Below are 21,198 nucleotides of genomic sequence, written 5' to 3'. Positions count from 1 at the left end.
AAATACATGCCTTTTGATGTCAATGCACATATCTATCCATGGCAGCAACAGGTTTGGGAAACCCTGACCGGGCGCTTTCCCAAGCTTGGACATGGTTTATTGTTTTATGGAAAAAAAGGCTGTGGTAAAGAAGCGTTTACCCAACAGTTTCTGGCTTGGGTGTTATGCCTGAATCGTCAGCCTGCCGGGCCATGTGGTGAATGCAGTAGCTGTCAATGGTTAAAGGCAGACACCCATCCCAACTATGTGCATATCAGTACCGATGACGACAATAAAAAACAGAATGCCAAAATCAAGATCGAGAAGATTCGCGATCTGCTGCCTTTTGTGCAACAGACTGTAGATGGCTGGCGCGTGATTGTGATTGAGCCGGCAGAAGCCTTGAATATTGCCTCTGCCAATGCCTTACTCAAAACACTGGAAGAACCCGGTGATAATACGGTCATTATTTTACTGGCGAATCATTATTTAAAATTGCCCGCGACTATACGCAGTCGTTTGCAGCATTTTGCTTTGGACCGGATTTCCGCAGAACAATTTAGCGATTATGTCCAGAATCAGCTCCCAGATGCAGGTGCTAGCCAACAACAGTTATTGATGAACCTGTCCAATCAGATGCCGTTACAGGCACTAGAGGTTGCACAAAGTGCCTGGCTGCCACTACGTCAGGAATTCCTGCAAGACTGGCAAAAACTGGTCATGCAAAAAAATATGCCGATGGCAATTGCGACCAAATGGAATAAAAACCTGAATTTTGGTGACTTTGCTCAAATGTTTGAATACTTGTTGTCCGATTTAATTTGTGTCAAGCTAAATCAGACGGTGAAAAACATTGACCTTGAATTCAATGTGCTTGCCGAACAATATTCATTAGAAGCACTTTTTAAAATTTATGAGGATTTTCAGCAAGCCAAGCAATACCTCGAGCAGAATGTCCAAAGCAATCTGGTTATTGATGAATTGTTTATCAAGCTGATGAATCTTTAATTAAAGGGAAATCACATGCAACCACGTATGGGCGGTATTATTCAGGCCAATATTCCTGACATAGAAACACTGTTTGCCAGCTATATGCCTTATGTTGTGGGTGGTGGGCTTTTTATTCCTTCCAAGCAGCCGGTCAAACTGGGCGAAGAAGTTTTTGTATTGACAACTTTGCCTGACCAGACCCAGAAAATTCCTTTAACTGGTAAAGTCATCTGGGTCTCGCAAAAGCAGAATGGCATCAAGCCCCAAGGCTTTGGCATCCAGTTAAGCGGTGAAAAAGGCGTTTATTTCAAAAATGAAGCAGATCGTCTGGTTGCGGGTCTTAAATCTGAAGGACGTAAAAGTTACACTATGTAGTTAATTTACCCTTGGTAGGAACGCATCGTGTTTGTAGATACTCATTGTCATTTAACCCTGCTTGATTTGACACCATATCATGGTGATCTGGACCAAGCATTGGCTCAGGCTCGTGAAGCCGGTGTTTCCAAATTCATGAGTATCTCGGTCGATCTGGATGATCATATCGAGCTGGCCAAAATTGCCGCGCGTCATGCAGATGTCGGCTATACCGTTGGCGTACATCCTTGCGAAGATGCTGCAACCATGGCGCGTGCCACGACTGAATATCTGGTCGAGCTGGCACAACCGGAGAAAGTCTGGGCGCTCGGTGAAACAGGTCTTGATTATTATCACAGTACCGATTTTATTGCAGAGCAAAAGGCCTGTTTCGCCCGGCATATTCATGCGTCACAAATCACCAAAAAACCTGTAGTTGTTCATACCCGTTCCGCCAAGCATGATACCGTCGATATTATTCGCGCGGAAAAATCTACGCATGGCATTCTGCACTGTTTTACCGAGGACTGGGAAACCGCTAAAGCGGTACTGGATTGCGGCTATTATGTGTCATTTTCCGGAATTGTTTCATTTAAAAATGCGCAGGATCTGCGTGATGTCGCCAAACAGGTTCCGCTGGATCGTGTGCTGATTGAAACCGATAGTCCTTATCTTGCGCCAATGCCGTATCGTGGCAAATCTAATGAGCCTAAATACGTTCCTTATGTAGCCAAAGCGCTTTGCGATGTATATGATAAGTCACTGGAAGAAATGGCTTATATCACAAAGCAGAACTTTGAAAATCTTCTGAATTTAAAGTAAATAAAGTTATATAAAGTACAAAGAGAGTTTATAGGGTGAAGATGGATCGTCAAGCTCAGTTTCGAGCAAGAGAAACCTTGATTTTTCAAGTAGCAGAGCAACTCCTGTTAGAAAATGGTGAAGCAGGAATGACGCTTGATGCGCTTGCCGCCGAGCTTGATCTGGCCAAAGGGACACTTTATAAACATTTCCAGAGTAAAGATGAACTATACATGCTGCTGATTATCCGAAATGAGCGCATGTTGCTGGAAATGATTCAGGATAGCGATAAAGCCTTTCCTGAACATCTGGCCTTCTTTATGCTGCATCATTTGCATCATCCTGAACGTACTGTGCTGTTTCATCAAATTGAAGAACGCCTGTCGACGACTGGGGTTGGAATCCAGCACCTGTTTAGCGAACTTTATCAGGTGCGCAAACAGCGCTTACGCCTGATTATCCGTATGACAGAAACTTATCTGGCATCGATCAACAGCCGCATGTCGGTACGCGATTATCTAGCGTCGATCTGGTCGCTGACCCATGGTGCAGCCGCAATTCTCAATTCCAGTTTCTATCAGCGTTACTTGGGTTCACGCGATACCTTGCGTGTGGCCTATATCGATCAGGCGCTGGCTTTGCCCAAGCAGGTGCATTCTGCCGACCAGTTTGTCTAAGGTTGTCCTATGATCAGATCACCTCACAGTGCAGTTCGTGGCTTTACCTTAATCGAATTGATGGTGGTGATTGTGATTATGGGGATTATGGCTTCACTAGTGCTGCTCAATACCAGTGGTGTCGATCAGCGCAAAGCAATGCAGGCACGGGAAATTTTATTAGTAGACTTGCAACGGGTGCTACGCGAGGCCAATGACCAGTCTAGAATACTCGCGCTTGACGTTCGGCCAGCAACAGATGTCACGCCATTTCGTTATGGAATTATAGAATATCGTTCAGCAGCGCAGACTGAACAGAACCTGCAAAATGAGAAATGGCAGAGTTATGCAGATTTCAAATTGCGTAATTTACCTGATCATGTGTCCTTTCAGATGCAGGCGCTGGAACAGCAGCGTTATACCAATGCACAAAATCGTGATCTGACTCAGGCTAATGCACCTAAACTGATCTGGCTCGGCAATGGTGAAGTCAAACCGGTGCGGATTCAATTCTTTTTGGAAGACCGTGAAGTGGGTGCTGCGATTGAGATTGATCATCTGGGTAAAATCAATGAAATCTAGATATTTCAAGCAGAATACTGGATTTGGTGCTATCAGGCCGAGTATTACTCGGCTTAATCGTGTGCACTCTGAACAGAGTTCTTCATCTTGCGCTCGGACGAAACGTTGTTTCGTTTATCGCTGCTCCTCAAGCATAGCTTTCGGACTTGCGGCACGGTCGAGTGTTACTCGACTTAATCGTGCCTCAGGTTTTACCTTATTGGAAGTCATGGTGGCCTTGGCAATTTTTGCGACCGCAGCCATGACCCTGACCAAAGTCGCGATTCAATATACCCAGTCGACCTCGAATGCCATTCTACGTACCAAAGCACAGTTTGTTGCCTTAAATGAAGTGGCACAAATGGAAATTAATCAGGAATGGATGGAAGGGACGGCTTCCAAACAGCTGACCCAGCAAGGTGAAACCTGGCAGATTGACAAGCGCAGCGAACCGACGGTCAGTCCGAATGTACAACGGATCGAGCTGCAGGTGAGTCTGGTTAATCAGGACAGTGGTCAGGTGGAATCTGGTATCACCAGCCTGATGTTCTTTAATCATCGTATGAACAATACTCCATGAAGCCTAAAGGATTTACCCTGGTTGAATTAATGGTCGCAATTGCGATCTTTGCGGTGCTGTCTGCTTTGGGCTGGAAAGTTTTTGATTATATTGTCAAAACCAAAGATCAGAATGTGATTCATGAACAGCGTTTAGGTCAGTTACAGCAAACCTATCAGCAGATTCTGCGAGATACCGTACAGGCAGTACCCTTAACGGCCAATATCAATGGCGATATTCAGCCGGCTCTAGTGCTACAGAACGGACGCTTTAATTTCAGTAAAACTGGAGTGACTGACCCTTTGGAAGAGGGGATTTCCCCAGATGAGCGCATTGAATATCAGTATCGAGCTGATGAGCAGAAACTTTATCGCTTGAAATACCGGAACCTGAATCAGACAGGTCAAGATCAGCCCGAATCCAGTGTTTTATTGTCGGAAGTGGAACAATTCCAGATCGTCGTACTCAATCCGAATGAGCTCACGCAATGGCCAGATGCTTCTACTGATCTGAATCAGTTAGAGCAGAAGCAAAGGTTGCCTAAAGGGGTTAAAATCAATTTAACCGTGAATGGCGTCAGTTATGAATGGATGTTTAGTTTATTAAATACGGACTTTTTGCTTGATACTCAGAACACCGGTCAACCCAGCTCAGAATAATAAGAAATGAAAATGAATAAAACGATCATGATCAAGCAGCAGCAGGGCATTGCACTGATTACCATTCTGGTGATGGTAGCGCTAGCGACTATTTTGGCTGCCACGATTGCCCAGCGTCAGGCTGCAACTGCTGAAAGCACTGCCTATTTGATGCGACAAAACCAGTCCTTAATGTATGCCAAAAGTGCTGAGGCCTTTTTTTCTGAATTGCTGGTCGATGATGCTGAAAATGCCGCAGAGGTCGACCATCTGCAGGAAACCTGGGCGCAGCCCATGCCAGCTTTTCCGGTAGATGACGGTTATGTCTCCGGAATAATACAGGATGAATCAGGCAAGTTTAATTTAAATAGCCTGATTACTGCCGAAGGCGCAGTCAATGAAAATGCCAAAGCATGGTTCGAGCTGATTCTAAAACGTGCCGGTTTGCCGGTACAGCTCAGTGAAGCAGTCATTGATTGGCAGGATGCAGACGAGCTGGTTAGTGGAGGCATGGGTGCTGAATCTAATTATTATCAAGGTTTGCCGAATGCCGCTTTGCCACCAAATGCAAAATTTCACAGCGTAGAAGAATTAAAGCTAGTACGCGGTTTTGAAGAGAATAAATATAAGCTGATAGCACCTTATCTGAGTACTGCACCGGTGCAGGAGAGCCTGGTCAATATTAATACCGCTTCAGCTTTTCTTTTGGCTAGTATGGATGAAAAGCTGGATGTGAATGCAGTGCAGCAATTGCTGGATCAGCGTCAGGCCAATTTGGAGCACTTTTCCAATGTGACTGATCTGTGGTCACTGGAGCCTTTCGCTCAGGTCGATGCGGACAGGCGTAATTTGTTTAACAGTCTGCTTGGGGTGCAATCCAATTATTTTAAAGCCCGAATCGAAGTGGTTTTAAGTGAGCGTAAGCGCCAGTTTAGCAGCGATCTGGTTCGTCAGGACAAACAGGTTTATGTCGCTTACCGTAGCATGGCGCCATTTTAATTTTAGCTCATGAATTGTACAGGCTGGATAAGCGCAAATGCCGGGCTGATGCCTTTTCCCTATCATGCTAAACAGCAAAATTAATCCTCAAAGCTTTACTTTTGCTTTATAATCAAAATTAATTCACCTATTTTTTGACGACATTACGGCATATGTTAATTCGTAAGTTATTTAAGTTTGAGAATGCTCATATTGTGCGTAACTGCACGTCAGATCGCTGTAAGCGTTCGATCCATGGCCATAGTTATAAAGTCGAGTTATTGCTAAAAGCCTCGAAGCTAGATCATGGTCAAATGGTCTATGACTTTGGTCTGCTTAAAGGTGTGATTAAGGATTTCTTTGATTCTTTCGATCATGCCATCTGCTTTTGGCAAAATGACGATCCGGAATATATTCAGGCCTGCAAGAATTTCAGTGCGCGCTGGGTGTCTTTGCCGGTATCGCCATCAGCAGAACAGTTTTCACGTATTTTCTTCTTTCTGGCACAGCAGGTGCTGGCATCGACCGTGACTCAAAATGGTGAAGGCGATGTCGAAGTCTATTCTGTGATTGTGCATGAAACCGATACCGGCTATGCACAAAGCTTTTTAGAAGATATTCAAAATGAACAGATGGGAATTTTGAGTCTGGAGCAACTTGAGTTCTCTGAACAGGTGCAAGCTGAATGGACAGATCCGGACATGTTTGCCAAGCTCAAACAGGGCACACCATTTCATAACCCTACAGTAGATTTACAGGTACAGATTTAAAGTCTGCGTGACTTTAAATCCATTGACATAGATTTAGGATTGAAGAATGTCTTTAAATGAACAGCAACTGGCCAAGCTGAATAAAGTTCAGTTGGATGAAAGCTGGAAATATGGATTGAGTGAGTTTTTGCTCAGTCCGAAAATGGATGAATTAAAAGCATTTCTTGTTGAAGAAAAAAAAGCAGATAAAATCATTTATCCTCCCAATCATCTGATTTTTAATGCTTTGAATACCACACCGCTAGATCGGGTGAAAGTGGTAATTTTAGGGCAAGACCCTTATCATGGCCCAAATCAGGCGCATGGATTAAGCTTTTCCGTGCAAAAGGGGTTGCATTACCACCATCTTTGCGTAATATTTTTCATGAGTTACATGCTGATCTCGGGGTTGAAAGACCGAAGCATGGTGACTTGACGCATTGGGCAGAGCAGGGTGTGCTTCTGTTAAATGCAGTACTGACCGTCGAAGCAGGTCAGCCGACTTCGCATCAGAAGCGCGGTTGGGAAGAATTTACCGATCACGTCATTGATGTATTAAATGAACAGCGTGAACATATTGTCTTTATTCTTTGGGGCGCATACGCACAGCGTAAAGGACAGCGCATTAATCAAGACAAGCATCTCGTGTTAAAGGCAGCACATCCATCGCCTTTGGCAGCAAACCGTGGTGGTTTTTTTGGTTGTAAAGTATTTTCAAAATCGAATAACTACCTCAAACAACATGGCATTGAGCCTATAGATTGGCAGCTGGACGCATGAAATATTCTCCCCTTACTAAACATTATCATCCGGATTTGATTGTTGAAGAAGCGCACAATGGTTGGCGTATCGTTCGTTTAAATCGCCCGAAATCTTTGCATGCTCTCGATGAATCGATTGCTTCCGCACTTCTGGAAGTATTTCAGGACTTTCATCATGATGATAGCGTCAAAGCCATCTGGCTGGATTCAACCACACCGAAAGCGTTCTGTGCGGGTGGGGATGTGCGTAAGCTGCGTCAGTTAGTGATTAATGATGAAGTCGCGGCTGCCAATAAATTCTTTGAACAAGAATATGCACTCGATCTGTTACTGCATAATTATGCCAAACCCGTTTTAGTCTGGGGTGAAGGTTATGTGATGGGCGGTGGCCTGGGCTTGTTTATGGCAGCACCTTTCCGTTTAGTGACGCCATATTCACGTTTGGCCATGCCTGAAATCAATATCGGTTTGTATCCAGATGTGGGTGCAACCCGCTTTCTGGCGGATCGTGGTGCGATTGGTTTATTCACAGGCTTGACTGGTTCGATTATGACTGCTGCGGGTGCTTATGGGATTGGTTGGGCAACGCATATTTGTGATGCACAGCGTGATTCAGTGTTGGATAAAGTCATTAATATCGACTGGGAGCATTATCCTGCGGGTGACTTCCGTGCCATTGATGACACCCTGAACAGTATGCACCGTCCGGTAGGCCCGGGACCGCTACAAAACTCTCTGGACGTGATTCATAGTGTTTGCCGTGGCATCAACTTTGAGCATGATTATGAGTCGATTATTGGCCTGAGTGACGCACGCAGTGACTGGTTGCGTCAGGCCAGTGAAAACCTGAAAAAAGGTTCGCCAACTACTGCAGCCTTGACCTGGCTATTGTGGCAATGGGGTAAGCAGATACATTCCTGGAATGAAGTTTTCGAACTGGAAGTTCAGATCTCAGACTGGAAAATTCGTCATCATGACTTTGTTGAGGGTGTACGAGCACGTCTGGTCGACAAAGACCTTAGTCCTGAGTGGAAAAAAGGTGCAGATATGAGCTTGAAAGGGATCCTGTCTGGGAATCCTCCAGTTACGACTATTGAAAGCTGGAATGAGCTGCTCAAGCATTATGGTGTGATTTAAGCTTCAATGTCCGAAACACAATTTACAGATGAATACTGGATGCAGCGTGCTTACGAGCAGGCTGCACTTGCTGCTGCACAGGGAGAAATTCCTGTGGGGGCAATTATCGTCAGTCAGAATCAGATCATTGGCCAAGGATTTAATGCGCCCATCTCGTTGAATGATCCGACTGCGCATGCCGAAATTGTTGCACTACGTGATGCCTGTCAAAACATCCAAAATTATCGGTTACCTGATGATGCGGTGCTCTATGTGACTCTTGAGCCGTGCACCATGTGTGTCGGTGCACTGGTGCATTCGCGGGTTTCGCGAGTGGTATTTGGTGCATTTGAAGCGAAAGCGGGTTCATTGGTGAGTGCGCGTCAACTGTTTGAAACCGGTTATTATAATCACGTATTTCCTTTCCAGGCAGGCTGCATGCAGCAGCAATGTTCTGAACAGCTGAGTGCATTTTTTAAGTTGCGCCGCGAGCAGAAACGAGAACTCAAGTTACAAGAAAAGTTATTAAATACGCAGAAATAAATCTGCTTTATCCGCTAAAATTTGCTTACTTTCAAATATCTGCAATCTTCAGGAACAATAATGAACAGCATTCAAGTAAAAAAAGAATTTCCGGCAGCGCTTGATGATGTCTTTGATTTAATGTCTAAGCATGCCACCTATAATATTGCCTTCGCGCCGATGCAGGTTGAGCGGATCAAGGATTCTGCGGATGCTGAATATCCTGATGGACTTGGTTCAGTACGTGCAATGGGTGTGGGTCCAGTGAAGCCGCTGAAAGAACAAATTACCTTGTTCGAGCCAAATAATCGCATCGAATATCAGATTATTAAAAATCCATTGATCAAGCATCATTTAGGCATTATTGAATTTGAAGCACTGGCTGATGACAAAACGTTAGTAACTTATACGATTGAATTGCAGGCACGTGCGCCTTTTGTGAGTAAATTAATCCTTGCACAGTTACAGGCAGCGATTAAACTAGGCCTGACAAAACTCGCAAAATCTGTTTAAACAACAACGGGAAAGCAATGACAGTTCAAATTATTACCATTGATGGTCCAAGTGGGTCTGGCAAGGGCACGTTAGCAGCGAAACTGGCTGCACATTATCAGTTTCACTTATTGGATTCTGGTGCTTTATACCGCCTTTTGGGTTTGTCATTGCATCACCATGATTTGCTGGATTCGCTAGACACGAAATTGCCAGAATGCGTACAAATCGCAACAAATTTAGATATCCAGTTTGTCAGTACCGACACCGGGGTGCAGGTGTGGCTGGATGGTGAAGATGTGTCCCAAACTATTCGAACTGAACGGGTAGGAGAGTTTGCTTCAAAAGTTGCAGCAATTCCTGAGCTTAGAACAGCGATGGTTTCACGTCAGCATGCCTTTGCACAGGCGCCTGGTCTGGTAGCAGACGGACGTGATATGGCGACAAGTATCTTCCCGAATGCTCAGGCAAAAATATATTTGACGGCCTCGGCTGAATCACGCGCGCAAAGACGTGTAAAGCAGTTGCAGGGCATGGGGCTGGATGTTAAAATAAGCGACATTTTAGCTAATATCATCGCTCGCGATAAACGAGATACGGAACGCGCTGTCGCTCCACTCAAGCCTGCGGATGATGCTTACATTATCGATAGTTCAGATTTGAATATCGATGAAGTATTCCAGCTGATGACCACTTATGTGGATCAGCAGTTAGCAAATTAACCCAATTTTATCAGCAAACGCATAGCTTGATCAGTTTTATATGGACTATGTAGATGCTTAATTAAACCGGCCTTGTCTGATCCAAGACCGCTGACTTTATCGGAAATATCATGACCGAATCTTTTGCAGCCCTCTTTGAAGCAAGCGAATTAAACCTCAACGTTGAAAAGGGTGCAGTTATCCAGGGCGTTGTAGTAAGCATTGACTCTGATTGGGTAACTGTTGACACTGGCCTTAAATCTGAAGGCGTTGTTGACCGTGCTGAGTTCTTAAATGAACAGCGCGAACTTGAAGTTCAAGTTGGCGACACTGTAGACGTAGTTGTTGAAGCACTTGACAACGGTATGGGTCAAACAGTTCTTTCTCGCGAAAAAGCTAAACGCGCAGAAACTTGGACTAAACTTGAAAAAATCTTTGAAGACGGCGAAATCGTTACTGGTGTTATCTCTGGTAAAGTTAAAGGTGGTTTCACTGTTGACATCGGTCCAGTACGTGCGTTCCTTCCAGGTTCTTTAGTTGATACTCGTCCTATTCGTGATACTACTCACCTAGAAGGCAAAGAGTTAGAATTCAAAGTAATCAAACTTGACGCTAAACGTAACAACGTTGTTGTTTCACGTCGTGCTGTTATGGAAGCTGAATCTTCAGCTGACCGTGAAGCTCTTCTTGCTCAGCTTGAGGAAGGTCAAACAGTTACTGGTACGATCAAAAATCTTACTGACTACGGCGCATTCGTTGACCTTGGCGGTATTGATGGTCTTCTTCACATCACTGACATGGCTTGGAAACGTATCAAGCACCCTTCAGAAGTTGTTGAAGTGGGTCAAGAAGTTACTGTTAAAGTACTTAAATTCGACCGCGAACGTAACCGTGTTTCTCTAGGTCTTAAACAGCTTGGCGAAGATCCATGGTTAGCGATCATGAACCGTTACCCTAAAGGTTCAATCGTTAAAGCGCGCGTAACTAACCTGACTGACTACGGTTGTTTCGCTGAAATCGCTGAAGGCGTTGAAGGTTTAGTACACGTTTCAGAAATGGATCACACGAACAAAAACATCCACCCATCTAAAGTTGTTCAGATTGGTGACGAAGTTGATGTTATGGTTCTTGAAGTTGATGAAGAACGTCGTCGTATTTCTCTTGGTATCAAACAAACTCGTGCTAACCCATGGGAAGAGTTTGCTAAAGATCACGACAAAGGCGAAAAAGTTTCTGGTACGATCAAATCTATCACTGACTTCGGTATCTTCATCGGTTTGCCAGGCGGTATCGACGGTCTAGTTCACTTGTCTGATATTTCTTGGAACGAACAAGGCGAAGAAGCGATTCGTCGTTACAAGAAAGGCGACACTGTTGAAGCAGTTATCCTTTCTGTAGACGCTGAAGGCAACCGTATCAGCCTTGGCATCAAGCAAATGAACAACGATCCGTTCAATGACTTCCTTGCTGCTAACGAACGCGGTGCGTTGGTTAAAGGTACTGTAACTGCAGTTGACGCTAAAGGCGCGACTGTTAAGTTAGCTGACGAAGTTGAAGCGACTCTGAAAGCATCTGAAATCAACCGCGACCGCGTTGAAGATGCAACTAAGTTCCTTGAAGTTGGTCAAGAAGTTGAAGCGAAGATCATCAACGTAGATCGTAAATCTCGCGCAATCAACTTGTCTATCAAAGCGAAAGACGAAGCTGAAGAGAAAGAAGCAGTTGCTAACTTGAAAACAGCTCCTGCTGGTCAAGACAATGGTCCTAAGACGATTGGTGACCTGATCAAAGCTCAAATGGGCAACTAAGTAAGCGTTTGAATTGTATTGTTAATGTAAGTTAACTAATACTTTTTATACAAATACTGTAAACGGTAGCGTAGTATTTAATTATTGCGCTACCGTTTTGTATTTAAACAGGTTATTATCGGGAAATAGATCCCAAGTAGCTTGATAATTAAAGAGGTCGCAGATGACTACTGAAGCACTTAATAAGTCTGACTTAATAGAGCGTATTGCGTTAAAAAATCCGCATTTGGCTGAGCCTTTAGTGGAAGAAGCAGTTAAAATTATGATTGATCAAATGATAGAAGCATTATCAACTGACAATCGTATCGAGATTCGTGGATTTGGTAGTTTTGCATTGCATCACCGTGAACCGCGCGTAGGTCGTAACCCTAAAACTGGTAAATCAGTAGAAGTGGCTGCAAAAGCAGTTCCGCACTTTAAACCAGGCAAGGCACTTCGTGACGCTGTGAACGAGTCTGCACAAAAATAATTGTAAATATTTTGCGGGGTGTTCATGCGTTACGTTCTGGTCATTCTTTTATTGGTACTGTTTGGTTATTCATTAGCTTTGGTTTTGCAAAACGGTACCGAATTGTCAGTGGACTTGTTATTTACTCAAGTTCCCGCAATGCGCCTGGGATTATTACTTCTCCTCACGTTATCTTTAGGTGTCGTTTTGGGCCTGTTATTGGGCGTTCAGATCTTCCGGGTTTTTCAGACGAATTGGGAAATTAAACGACTGCGTAAAGACATTGAACATCTACGTAAGGAACAGTTGAATACAGCCAAGTTAATGGCCGCTGAAGCAGCAGCCCATACCCGGCATGAAAAAACTGTATTAGATATTACCAATGAAAATCAAAGCCCATTATAATGGGCTTATTTTTTGCCTATATGAAGGGGTAATCTCTTGAGTATCATCGTCGCACTAGATGCCAAAAGCCAATTTGATGCCTTAGCCATTGCAGAACAGTTAGATCCTGCCTTGTGTCGACTTAAAGTTGGTAAAGAGTTATTTACCCATGAAGGTCCAATCATTGTCAAAGCGCTTCAAGATAGAGGCTTTGATGTATTTTTGGATCTGAAATTTCATGATATTCCAAATACAACAGCACAGGCAGTATGCGCGGCAGCAGATTTGGGTGTGTGGATGGTCAATGTGCATGCCTCAGGTGGCCGCAAGATGATGGAAACCTGTGTAGAGCGTTTACAAGCGGGTAATTATAAAACTCAGTTGATTGCAGTGACTGTATTGACGTCAATGGGCCGTGAAGACTTGAAAGATATTGGTCTGGATATTGAGCCAAATGAGCATGTAAAACGTCTGGCACAACTGACAAAAGACAGTGGTCTAGATGGGGTGGTTTGCTCAGCTCAAGAAGCGAAAATGTTACGTGAAACGATTGGAAAAGACTTTGCATTAGTGACACCCGGCATTCGTCCAGAAGGGTCGAATGCAGATGACCAGAAACGTATTGTGACACCGAAACAGGCAATGCTAGATGGCTCAACACATCTGGTAATTGGTCGCCCGATTACCCAGTCTAAAAATATGCGTCAGACTTTGAAAGATATTTTGGCAACGCTTTAATACGGTTTGAATGACAAAAAGCCTTTCAGTCGAAAGGCTTTTTTTATATATTGAAAAAATGGTTATAAAATAAAAAGGAAAAATGATGACTTCATCTGAACCACAATTATAAAAAGTACAGAATGACGTGATTCAAAATATTCAACAGGCAGAACAGCTTAAGCAACAAGAATAGCAACAACAGCAGGCAAGCTCAGCAGATCGGACAGCGGGGATCGATGTGGTCAGTTTGGCATCTGATGCCATCAGTCTTGCTTCGGATGTTATTGAAACAGTAGGCGATGCCTTAAGTGATATTGATTTAAGTTTTTAGTCAGCCCTCTCGGCCTACTTGCTTGTGCTTCGTTTTAAAATTCTGCTTTTAAACTGAATCAGGGAGGAGAGTTCCTCTTTATAAAAGAGGAATTTAGTGAGATTGAGAAAGTGATAAAGTAATTAAATCGCTGCCAGTACACTCACCATGACTGGTGCTAACAGTGACAAAATAAAACCACTGACCATGGCATGTGGAATAAAATCATGCCCACAGGCCTGTTTAACCATCGGTAGAGTCACATCCATCGCAGTTGCACCCGCTGCGGAAATGGCGGATCTTGGGTATCTCCAGCCCATACAATACATGAGTAAGATGGCAAAAATTTCTCTAAACAGGTCATTCATTAGCGCGATACTGCCGAGTTCTGCATTTCTGAGTTCTGTTACGACAACACCTGACATTGAGTAAAATCCATAGCCTTGTGACAGCATGATCAAATCTTTTAGACTGATGTCTGTATTCCAGAATGAATAAAGCATGACTGCAAATAATGAACCAAAAATACAACCAATCGGAACTAAGAGAATTTTAAAATTTAACCAGGAACGATCTAAAGGTGAATAAGCCAGATCCAGGCCAATCATGAACATAAATACCAGCAACAAATGCCAGGTGCTGATTTGCATGGATAGATCAAATAGATTCAAGCCCGTATGTAAACAATATCCGCCTGCGAGAGCCAAAAAGGCATAGCTCATGTTCAGTAGGGATTTAAGCACCAGGTCGACGGATACCCGACCGGAACTAGGAGGATAACCTGCCCATTTAAATAGTAGATAGCAAAATGCAAAAGCACCGAGCGAGGTCAGAAAGGCAATGCTGATCGACGTACTCAAAATCTGGAGAGGATGCTGCAATTCATCTACCAATTGTGAAAATTCAAAGGCAATTGCAATCAATAAAACATAGCTAAAATAGGGCAATAGCTTGAAACAGATTTTAATAATCGAAAGCGGAATTTGTTTTGCCATGGCAAAACCGAGTGCTAGACAGAATAGAAGCTGAAAGATAAGCCAAAGCGATTGCATAAATTTAATGGATTGAAAAAATTACCTATAAATTATGCCACCGCTTGATGTCAGATGGTAAAAGCTTTTAGGCGACTTTATTCAATAATCGATAATCTGTGGCATTTGGCATTTGGCATTTGGCATTTGGCTTTTTGGTTTTGAGCCAGTATTTCCAGGTATAAGTTGGCCATAAGGCAAAGTTCTTGCCACCTTCCTGCTGATACCAGTTGACACAGCCAGATTGCCACACGGTCTTTTCAAACATATGTTGCACCTGCTGATTAAATGTATCTTGTGCCTGGTCTTTAACCATAATGGCATCGCTTTGGGATTGATCGACCAGTTGCATCAATTGCAAAATATATTCAACTTGTGCCTCAATCATAAAAATGACAGAGTTGTGTGCCAATAGGGTATTTGGCCCCAGTAACTGAAACAGGTTTGGAAAGTCTTTCACGCAAATTCCATAATAGCTTTCAGCACCTTGTTTCCACATTTCATTCAGTTCTACGCCATCAAGCCCGGTACATTGAAAATTCTTCATATAGATACGTGGATCGGTAATGAATCCGGTGCCATAAATCAGACAGTCAATCGGCCGCTCTTTTCCATCTTGTGTAATGATACTGTGTTCAGTCAGTTCCTGAATCTTCTCGGTCACCAGTTCCACATTATGGCGGTTAAACGTCGGGAAGTATTTATTTGAAACCAGAATACGTTTGCAGCCCATGATGTAATCGGGAGTTAGTTTTTTGGCCAATTCAGGGTTTTTGACCTCATATTTAATGAATAGTTCTGCCAGTTTTTGGGTGAATTTCATAATGCCCGGTTTGGCAATTGGTACGACACGCGATTCATTTGACCAATACAGGCGGGCACGGTGTAGCTTTCTAAACCAGTCATATTTTTTGAAGAGTTTCTTCTCAAGGTCGGGGTAGGCACGTTCATCACGAGGAATGACCCAGGCCGCAGTACGTTGCATGACATACAGATGTTTGCATTGCGGGGCAATTTCCGGAATATATTGAATGGCGCTGCCACCTGTTCCAATCGATGCGACATTTTTGCCAGTCGGGTCATAAGTGTGATCCCATTGCGCAGAATGAAAGACTTTGCCTTGGAATTTCTCAATACCGAGAATATCTGGGATTTGCGGAATATGTAAAGGTCCGGAAGCGAATATAACAAACTGGGCTTCAAGGATACTTTGATCCTGTAGCTGTAATTGCCATAGACAGCGTTCTGCCTGGTAATGTGCTGCCAGTACTTCGGTATTTAAACGGCAAAAAGCACGCAGGTTATAATCGGTCACCAGATCCTGAATATAAGAAAATATCTCGGGTGCTTCCGCATAACGTTTGGATCAATTACTTTTTGGAGCAAATGACAAGGAATATAAATGTGATTGCACATCACAGGCTGCTCCAGGGTACTGATTGTCCCGCCAGGTTCCGCCAAAATCGCTACCTTTTTCAAGAATAATAAAATCATAAATACCATGCTGTTGTAAACGTATTGCCATGGCAATCCCTCCGCAACCAGCTCCAATAATGGCAACTTTGGTATGAGGGGGGGGAGCGTGTAGCGGTGGCATGATCTAGCATCACTACATTCCTTACTTATTTTAATGTTGGATATTTATCGTAATTTGCTCCCTGGTGATTAGACAGAAAATTGATCTAAACGGCAATAGCCGACACATTATTTTTATAGTACAACTAGAGCAATCACATTGTATTTGTATGGTTATGAAACGTTCTGTTCTCAGTCTGATGTATTTGATTCAAGGAATGCGCAAGGCTGGCATGGAGGTCGATCAGAAACTGCAAAACATTGGGCTGCGTGTAGATGCCTTTGATCCAAGCTCGGTGATCCATCCGAGTCTGGAACATGATGTGCTTAAGGTGGTGGGACAGGAAATCCAACCTGAACAGGGATTATTGATTGGCCAGCATTATGCTTTGGCAGGTTATGGTCCCTTACTCATGTTGCTGGTGACCAGTCCTACGGTACGTGATGCATTGAATCAGGTGATCCGTTTTCAGCAGTTGACGCATTTGACCGGTCAGTTGGCCTTGCAGCAAAGCGAGCATCATAGCGCGCTATGTTATCGAGCCAAGCAGCAGGATGATCATTTGAGAATGTTGCTGGCACAGGCAGAGATTTCCGGAACGTTTAAGTTTATCCGGGAAATCTACAAATTGATGGGCTTATCCAAACCTGATTTGCGGATCGAGTTGCCATTTGCCTATCCAGAAGATCTGAATACCTTAAAGGTCTATCATGATTATTATGGAACACAGGTACAGTTTGATGCATCTCGGGCAGCATTCTGGTTTGATGAAGCAGTGTTGGATATTAAAATTCCTTCTGCAGATGCGGTCACTTTTGCTGTCTATGAAGCCAAATGTCTGGCTGAACTGGAGCGTTTGCAACAGGATGAGCAGACGCCGACTGTGGTGCAGCGTGTGCAGGATTATCTGGAAATCCAAAGCGGCCTGATGCCGAGCATGGCTGAAACGGCACAGGCGTTGAATATTCCGGAACGAACCTTGCGGCATCAGTTACAGCAGTGTGATACCAGTTATAAGCAGATTCGCGAAGAAATTATTAAAGATAAGGCTTTGCGACTGATTGAATATAAACAGTATTCGATTGAAATGATTGCAGAATTATTAGGCTATTCCGAGCCGGCCGCTTTTAACCATGCCTTTAAACGCTGGTTTGGGCAAAGTCCTCGGCAATATATAAAATAGCCTAAGTTAGTTTATGCCAAAGTGTTATAGCGTGTTGATTAAACTCCGCTATAATTAAATTGATCCCAAATAGTACGAAATTCTATGTCCGATTTTAATTCACAGCACAGCACCGCTTTTAGTCCGATGTCTCCTGCAGAACGTTATGCACAAGCGATCTCTTCGGGACAGTTTATGCCTGATGAAGCACAGGCAATGGCAGTACATGAACTGAATCGTGTCTGGCTGGAATTGATTCAGCGTTTTAAGGCATCGAAAAAAGCATTTCGCCGCTTTCGCCGTCAGACATCTCCGAAAGGGGTGTACATGTGGGGTGGTGTGGGGCGTGGAAAAACTTGGTTAATGGATCAGTTTTACGATTCGATTCCGTTTCGCCGTAAAACCCGGATGCATTTTCACCATTTTATGCAGCATGTGCATCGTGAGTTAAACAAATTATCCGGACAGCGTAATCCGCTAGATATCGTGGCGGATCGAATTTATAAAGAAGCGGTCATCATCTGTTTTGATGAATTTTTTGTGTCTAACGTGACGGATGCAATGATCCTGAGCGATCTGTTCCAGAAGCTGTTTGAACGTGGTATCACCTTGGTCGCTACTTCGAATATCGCACCGGACGGTTTATATAAGAACGGCATTCACCGTGACCGTTTTATGCCTACCATCGAACTGGTCAAGAAAAACTGTGTGGTCTTAAATGTTGATGCCGGAGTCGATTACCGTCTACGGGTTCTAAAACAGGCACAATTGTTTAAATTCCCGTTAACGCATGATCATAAAAACTGGATTGCTCAACGTTTTAGCGCTTTGACCCAGACTCAGACCTGTTCTGAAGAGCCGATTATTATCAACAACCGTATTGTTGAAACCGTGTCACATACTGAAGATGTATTGTGGTGTGAATTTTCTGAACTGTGTTTAAAGCCACGCAGTCCGGCTGATTTTATTGAAATCGCCAATATTTATAATACGGTTTTGGTGAGTAATGTGCCACACCTGACCGATTTCCTGAATGATGGAACGCGCCGTTTTATTTATCTGGTCGATGAATTTTATGACCGTGGCGTCAAGTTACTCTTAACCTCAGAAGATAATATCGTGGATATTTACCAGGGTGAAAAACTGGCCTTTGAAATTGAACGGACCCGTTCCCGTTTGCTGGAAATGCAGTCGGATGAATACCTGAATTCTGAACATCGCCAGATTGAGAAAATCGCCTCCGTGAACGGAGACTAAGAATAAAAGCGCTGGTCATTTACCAGCGCTTTTTTTATAAAAATAGGGACTTAAATTATCGACAAGCCTGATTAAACATGGCTTAATCTTGGTCTAAATGTGATCGTGTATAACTAGAATGCATAATTTTTACTCGAAAATCTGAACTTAAGTCTAATTTCTACATTTCGAAAACTTTATACACTGTCATTAGGGTATTTAGCAGAATGATATCTATTTGTAACTGAGAAAGATCAAATATGTTTATGAGGGTATTCATATTAGAAAAAATGCTCAGTATTTAGCAATGTGATAATACTATTCAGCTAGATTTTAATCGGTATACTAGAATCTCTTGTATAAAAAGTAGCAATATCAGGAAAGACAATGACTGCACGTATTCAAAAAGGCAAGTTAGCGATTGCTAAAGAACTTTACGATTTCATCGAAAATGAAGCACTACCAGGTTCTGGTTTAGACAGCGAAACATACTGGAAAAACTTTGAACAAGTCGTTGTTGATCTTAGCCCTAAAAATAAAGCACTTTTGGCTAAGCGTGATGACATTCAGGCGAAAATTGATGAATGGCACCGCAATAACACATTTGAATTACAAGCTTACAAAGCTTTCTTGACTGAAATTGGCTACTTGTTACCAGAAGTAGAAGATTTTCAAATCAGCACTGAAAATGTAGATGAAGAAATTGCAATACTGGCAGGTCCACAGTTGGTGGTACCAGTACGTAATGCACGTTACTGCTTGAACGCTGCAAACGCACGTTGGGGTTCTTTGTACGATGCACTTTATGGCTTCGATGTCATCTCTGAAGAAGATGGCGCGGAAAAAGGCAAAGGCTATAACCCGAAACGTGGTGAAAAAGTTGTCGCATTTGCAAAGAATTTCCTCGACGAAACTTTCCCATTGGCACAAGGTTCGCATGCAGATGCAACTCAATACGCAGTTGAAGCTAATGCACTGGTTGTTACCCTAAAAGACGGTTCAAAAACAACTGTGGCAGATGCAGCTAAATTCGTTGGCTACAATGGCGAAGCTTCAGCACCGACTGAAATCGTATTTAAAAATAATGGCCTGCACGCTATTGTGCAAATTGATGCCAGCAGCCCGATTGGCCAAACTGATGCCGCTGGTGTAAAAGATGTAGTTCTTGAAGCTGCGGTTACGACCATTCAGGACTTGGAAGACTCGATTGCAGCCGTTGACGCTGAAGAAAAAGTGGAAGGCTACCGTAACTGGTTAGGCCTAATGAAAGGTACTTTAGAGGAGTCTATTGAGAAAAACGGTAAAACTGTTACCCGTAAACTGAATGAAGACCGTACTTTCAAAAATGTAGAAGGTGGTGAAACTAAAGTTCACGGCCGTTCATTGATGTTGCTGCGTAATGTTGGTCATTTAATGACAAACCCTGCGATTCTGGTAGATGGCGCAGAAATCTATGAAGGCATCATGGATGCATTGGTTACGCCATTGTTGTCTTTTGCAGACATCAAAGGTGAAAACACGATCAAGAACTCGCGTCAAGGTTCAATGTATATCGTTAAGCCGAAAATGCATGGTCCTGAAGAAGTGGCATTTGCCGTTGAATTGTTTGAACGTGCAGAACAGGCACTTGGCTTACCTGCAAAAACTTTAAAAATCGGGATTATGGATGAAGAACGCCGTACTTCTGTGAACTTGAAGAACTGTATTGCACAAGCCAAAGATCGTACGATCTTCATCAATACAGGTTTCATGGACCGTACCGGCGATGAAATCCATACCTTTATGGAAGCTGGTCCATTCGTTCGTAAAGGCGAAGTAAAAGGCCAAATCTGGTTCCCGGCTTATGAAAACCGTAACGTGATGATTGGTCTGCAAGCAGGTTTACGTGGTAAAGCACAAATCGGTAAAGGCATGTGGCCAAAGCCAGACATGCTGCTTGACATGTACAAAACCAAAACTGAACATCCTGAAGCGGGTGCGAGCTGTGCATGGGTTCCATCACCTACAGGTGCGGTGATTCACGCGATTCACTATCACCAGATTAATGTTGCAGACCGTCAGCAAGAATTATTGTCGACTCAGCCTTTATCTCTAGATGATTTGTTGACACCACCATTGGCGAAAGACACTAACTGGTCTGAAGAAGAAAAAACCAAAGAACTCGAAAATAACTGTCAAGGTATTTTAGGTTATGTGGTTCGCTGGGTAGATTTGGGTGTAGGTTGTTCTAAAGTTCCAGACATCAATGATGTCGGTTTAATGGAAGACCGTGCGACTTTACGTATTTCTTCACAACATGTTGCGAACTGGTTGCGTCACGGTATCGTAAGTCGTGAACAGGTAGAAGAAGTCATGCAACGTATGGCGAAAATTGTGGATGAGCAAAATGCCAATGATCCACTGTATACACCAATGTCTGCTGACTTTGCCAACAATATTGCATTCCAGGCAGCATCTGACCTGATCTTTAAAGGTGGTGAGCAGCCATCAGGTTATACCGAGCCGCTTCTACATGCAGCGCGTTTAAAGTTAAAAGGTTATACAGGTGATTAATCCTGTCTAGCTTAAAAAAGCCTCTTCGGAGGCTTTTTTATTGTCTAATGGTAAGCCGCTGTCGTTCTGACTAGAAATTTTCCAGCCGAACTTTTAAAGTGGGGCAAAGCATG

Annotated in this window: 21 protein-coding genes and 2 pseudogenes; 21 read left to right on the top strand and 2 right to left on the bottom strand. The window is 43.4% G+C overall.

Features of this window, described 5'->3' with window-relative positions; translation table 11 throughout:
- The first annotated feature begins 6 nt into the window (after window positions 1–6).
- The 18 genes and pseudogenes from HGD77_RS09355 to pyrF all read left to right on the top strand — a co-directional run bounded on the left by HGD77_RS09355 (window position 7) and on the right by pyrF (window position 13,235).
- Entirely contained in the window at window positions 7–987 is a 981-nt protein-coding gene (locus HGD77_RS09355) for a DNA polymerase III subunit delta' C-terminal domain-containing protein (RefSeq protein ID WP_138742528.1), read from the top strand.
- Between the two features lie 15 nt (window positions 988–1,002).
- Window positions 1,003–1,344: a PilZ domain-containing protein gene (locus HGD77_RS09350; RefSeq protein WP_004278877.1), complete on the top strand. Its 342-nt coding sequence runs from the start codon at window positions 1,003–1,005 to the stop codon at window positions 1,342–1,344.
- 27 nt (window positions 1,345–1,371) lie between these two features.
- Window positions 1,372–2,145, top strand: coding sequence for a TatD family hydrolase (locus tag HGD77_RS09345; protein WP_004278875.1), 774 nt, complete (start codon window positions 1,372–1,374; stop codon window positions 2,143–2,145).
- Window positions 2,146–2,186: 41 nt separating this feature from the next.
- Complete coding sequence (locus HGD77_RS09340) at window positions 2,187–2,801, top strand: TetR/AcrR family transcriptional regulator (protein WP_004278873.1); 615 nt, start codon at window positions 2,187–2,189, stop codon at window positions 2,799–2,801.
- 9 nt (window positions 2,802–2,810) lie between these two features.
- Window positions 2,811–3,362: a type II secretion system protein gene (locus HGD77_RS09335; protein ID WP_004278872.1), complete on the top strand. Its 552-nt coding sequence runs from the start codon at window positions 2,811–2,813 to the stop codon at window positions 3,360–3,362.
- Between the two features lie 133 nt (window positions 3,363–3,495).
- Window positions 3,496–3,921, top strand: coding sequence for a type II secretion system minor pseudopilin GspI (gspI, locus tag HGD77_RS17005; RefSeq protein ID WP_392389738.1), 426 nt, complete (start codon window positions 3,496–3,498; stop codon window positions 3,919–3,921).
- Window positions 3,918–4,559: a type II secretion system minor pseudopilin GspJ gene (gspJ, locus tag HGD77_RS09325; RefSeq protein ID WP_004278869.1), complete on the top strand. Its 642-nt coding sequence runs from the start codon at window positions 3,918–3,920 to the stop codon at window positions 4,557–4,559. The genes gspI and gspJ overlap by 4 nt, the downstream gene beginning before the upstream one ends.
- Before the next feature lie 6 nt (window positions 4,560–4,565).
- A complete protein-coding gene (gene gspK, locus HGD77_RS09320) occupies window positions 4,566–5,537 on the top strand; it encodes a type II secretion system minor pseudopilin GspK (RefSeq protein WP_138742529.1) in 972 nt (323 codons plus the stop codon).
- Window positions 5,538–5,689: 152 nt separating this feature from the next.
- Window positions 5,690–6,286, top strand: a complete 597-nt coding sequence (locus HGD77_RS09315) for a 6-pyruvoyl trahydropterin synthase family protein (protein ID WP_004278864.1) — start codon at window positions 5,690–5,692, stop codon at window positions 6,284–6,286.
- Window positions 6,287–6,332: 46 nt separating this feature from the next.
- Window positions 6,333–7,045: pseudogene (ung, locus tag HGD77_RS09310) on the top strand (uracil-DNA glycosylase).
- Window positions 7,042–8,163, top strand: a complete 1,122-nt coding sequence (locus HGD77_RS09305) for an enoyl-CoA hydratase/isomerase family protein (RefSeq protein ID WP_004278862.1) — start codon at window positions 7,042–7,044, stop codon at window positions 8,161–8,163. Before ung ends, HGD77_RS09305 begins: the two are co-directional and overlap by 4 nt.
- A 6-nt stretch (window positions 8,164–8,169) precedes the next feature.
- Window positions 8,170–8,685 (top strand): tRNA adenosine(34) deaminase TadA, encoded by a 516-nt coding sequence (gene tadA, locus HGD77_RS09300; protein ID WP_004278860.1) that lies wholly within the window; start codon window positions 8,170–8,172, stop codon window positions 8,683–8,685.
- A gap of 60 nt (window positions 8,686–8,745) precedes the next feature.
- On the top strand, window positions 8,746–9,177 hold the full coding sequence (locus tag HGD77_RS09295; RefSeq protein WP_004278856.1) for an SRPBCC family protein: 432 nt from the start codon (window positions 8,746–8,748) through the stop codon (window positions 9,175–9,177).
- A 17-nt stretch (window positions 9,178–9,194) separates the two neighbouring features.
- Window positions 9,195–9,878 carry a (d)CMP kinase gene (cmk, locus tag HGD77_RS09290; protein WP_004278855.1) on the top strand — a complete coding sequence of 228 codons (684 nt, stop codon included), beginning with the start codon at window positions 9,195–9,197 and terminating at the stop codon, window positions 9,876–9,878.
- 110 nt (window positions 9,879–9,988) lie between these two features.
- Window positions 9,989–11,665: a 30S ribosomal protein S1 gene (rpsA, locus tag HGD77_RS09285; RefSeq protein ID WP_004278854.1), complete on the top strand. Its 1,677-nt coding sequence runs from the start codon at window positions 9,989–9,991 to the stop codon at window positions 11,663–11,665.
- Window positions 11,666–11,828: 163 nt separating this feature from the next.
- A complete protein-coding gene (locus tag HGD77_RS09280) occupies window positions 11,829–12,134 on the top strand; it encodes an integration host factor subunit beta (RefSeq protein WP_004278853.1) in 306 nt (101 codons plus the stop codon).
- Between the two features lie 24 nt (window positions 12,135–12,158).
- Window positions 12,159–12,518 carry a lipopolysaccharide assembly protein LapA domain-containing protein gene (locus HGD77_RS09275; protein WP_004278852.1) on the top strand — a complete coding sequence of 120 codons (360 nt, stop codon included), beginning with the start codon at window positions 12,159–12,161 and terminating at the stop codon, window positions 12,516–12,518.
- A gap of 36 nt (window positions 12,519–12,554) precedes the next feature.
- The gene (gene pyrF, locus HGD77_RS09270; protein WP_004278851.1) at window positions 12,555–13,235 is read left to right on the top strand and encodes an orotidine-5'-phosphate decarboxylase; all 681 of its coding nucleotides are present in this window, start codon (window positions 12,555–12,557) and stop codon (window positions 13,233–13,235) included.
- 435 nt (window positions 13,236–13,670) lie between these two features.
- Here pyrF and HGD77_RS09265 read toward each other — a convergent pair whose 3' ends face one another.
- Both HGD77_RS09265 and HGD77_RS09260 read right to left on the bottom strand, forming a co-directional pair.
- Entirely contained in the window at window positions 13,671–14,579 is a 909-nt protein-coding gene (locus tag HGD77_RS09265; RefSeq protein ID WP_138742530.1) for a lysine exporter LysO family protein, read from the bottom strand.
- A gap of 67 nt (window positions 14,580–14,646) precedes the next feature.
- A pseudogene (locus tag HGD77_RS09260) lies at window positions 14,647–16,165 on the bottom strand (flavin-containing monooxygenase).
- A gap of 144 nt (window positions 16,166–16,309) precedes the next feature.
- Between HGD77_RS09260 and HGD77_RS09255 the strand changes: the two are divergent.
- From HGD77_RS09255 to HGD77_RS09245, 3 genes are all read left to right on the top strand, one after another.
- On the top strand, window positions 16,310–17,317 hold the full coding sequence (locus HGD77_RS09255; RefSeq protein ID WP_004645451.1) for a helix-turn-helix domain-containing protein: 1,008 nt from the start codon (window positions 16,310–16,312) through the stop codon (window positions 17,315–17,317).
- An 84-nt stretch (window positions 17,318–17,401) separates the two neighbouring features.
- Window positions 17,402–18,553 carry a cell division protein ZapE gene (gene zapE / locus HGD77_RS09250; protein WP_138742531.1) on the top strand — a complete coding sequence of 384 codons (1,152 nt, stop codon included), beginning with the start codon at window positions 17,402–17,404 and terminating at the stop codon, window positions 18,551–18,553.
- 366 nt (window positions 18,554–18,919) lie between these two features.
- Entirely contained in the window at window positions 18,920–21,085 is a 2,166-nt protein-coding gene (locus tag HGD77_RS09245; protein ID WP_004278846.1) for a malate synthase G, read from the top strand.
- Window positions 21,086–21,198 lie beyond the last annotated feature (113 nt).

The organism is Acinetobacter sp. NEB149 (assembly GCF_012516415.1).
Taxonomy (GTDB): Bacteria; Pseudomonadota; Gammaproteobacteria; order Pseudomonadales; family Moraxellaceae; genus Acinetobacter; species Acinetobacter lwoffii_V.
The sequence above is the reverse complement of the archived record's forward strand: the minus strand, read 5'-3'. Positions and strand labels throughout refer to the sequence as shown.

Bases quoted from the DNA above. Each gene is read 5' to 3' on its own strand.
- HGD77_RS09355 (WP_138742528.1), top strand. From the start codon at position 7: ATGCCTTTTGATGTCAATGCACATATCTATCCATGGCAGCAACAGGTT.
- HGD77_RS09350 (WP_004278877.1), top strand. From the start codon at position 1,003: ATGCAACCACGTATGGGCGGTATTATTCAGGCCAATATTCCTGACATA.
- HGD77_RS09340 (WP_004278873.1), top strand. From the start codon at position 2,187: ATGGATCGTCAAGCTCAGTTTCGAGCAAGAGAAACCTTGATTTTTCAA.
- HGD77_RS09335 (WP_004278872.1), top strand. From the start codon at position 2,811: ATGATCAGATCACCTCACAGTGCAGTTCGTGGCTTTACCTTAATCGAA.
- gspJ (WP_004278869.1), top strand. From the start codon at position 3,918: ATGAAGCCTAAAGGATTTACCCTGGTTGAATTAATGGTCGCAATTGCG.
- gspK (WP_138742529.1), top strand. From the start codon at position 4,566: ATGAAAATGAATAAAACGATCATGATCAAGCAGCAGCAGGGCATTGCA.
- HGD77_RS09315 (WP_004278864.1), top strand. From the start codon at position 5,690: ATGTTAATTCGTAAGTTATTTAAGTTTGAGAATGCTCATATTGTGCGT.
- HGD77_RS09305 (WP_004278862.1), top strand. From the start codon at position 7,042: ATGAAATATTCTCCCCTTACTAAACATTATCATCCGGATTTGATTGTT.
- tadA (WP_004278860.1), top strand. From the start codon at position 8,170: ATGTCCGAAACACAATTTACAGATGAATACTGGATGCAGCGTGCTTAC.
- HGD77_RS09295 (WP_004278856.1), top strand. From the start codon at position 8,746: ATGAACAGCATTCAAGTAAAAAAAGAATTTCCGGCAGCGCTTGATGAT.
- cmk (WP_004278855.1), top strand. From the start codon at position 9,195: ATGACAGTTCAAATTATTACCATTGATGGTCCAAGTGGGTCTGGCAAG.
- rpsA (WP_004278854.1), top strand. From the start codon at position 9,989: ATGACCGAATCTTTTGCAGCCCTCTTTGAAGCAAGCGAATTAAACCTC.
- HGD77_RS09280 (WP_004278853.1), top strand. From the start codon at position 11,829: ATGACTACTGAAGCACTTAATAAGTCTGACTTAATAGAGCGTATTGCG.
- HGD77_RS09275 (WP_004278852.1), top strand. From the start codon at position 12,159: ATGCGTTACGTTCTGGTCATTCTTTTATTGGTACTGTTTGGTTATTCA.
- HGD77_RS09265 (WP_138742530.1), bottom strand. From the start codon at position 14,579: ATGCAATCGCTTTGGCTTATCTTTCAGCTTCTATTCTGTCTAGCACTC.
- HGD77_RS09255 (WP_004645451.1), top strand. From the start codon at position 16,310: ATGAAACGTTCTGTTCTCAGTCTGATGTATTTGATTCAAGGAATGCGC.
- zapE (WP_138742531.1), top strand. From the start codon at position 17,402: ATGTCCGATTTTAATTCACAGCACAGCACCGCTTTTAGTCCGATGTCT.
- HGD77_RS09245 (WP_004278846.1), top strand. From the start codon at position 18,920: ATGACTGCACGTATTCAAAAAGGCAAGTTAGCGATTGCTAAAGAACTT.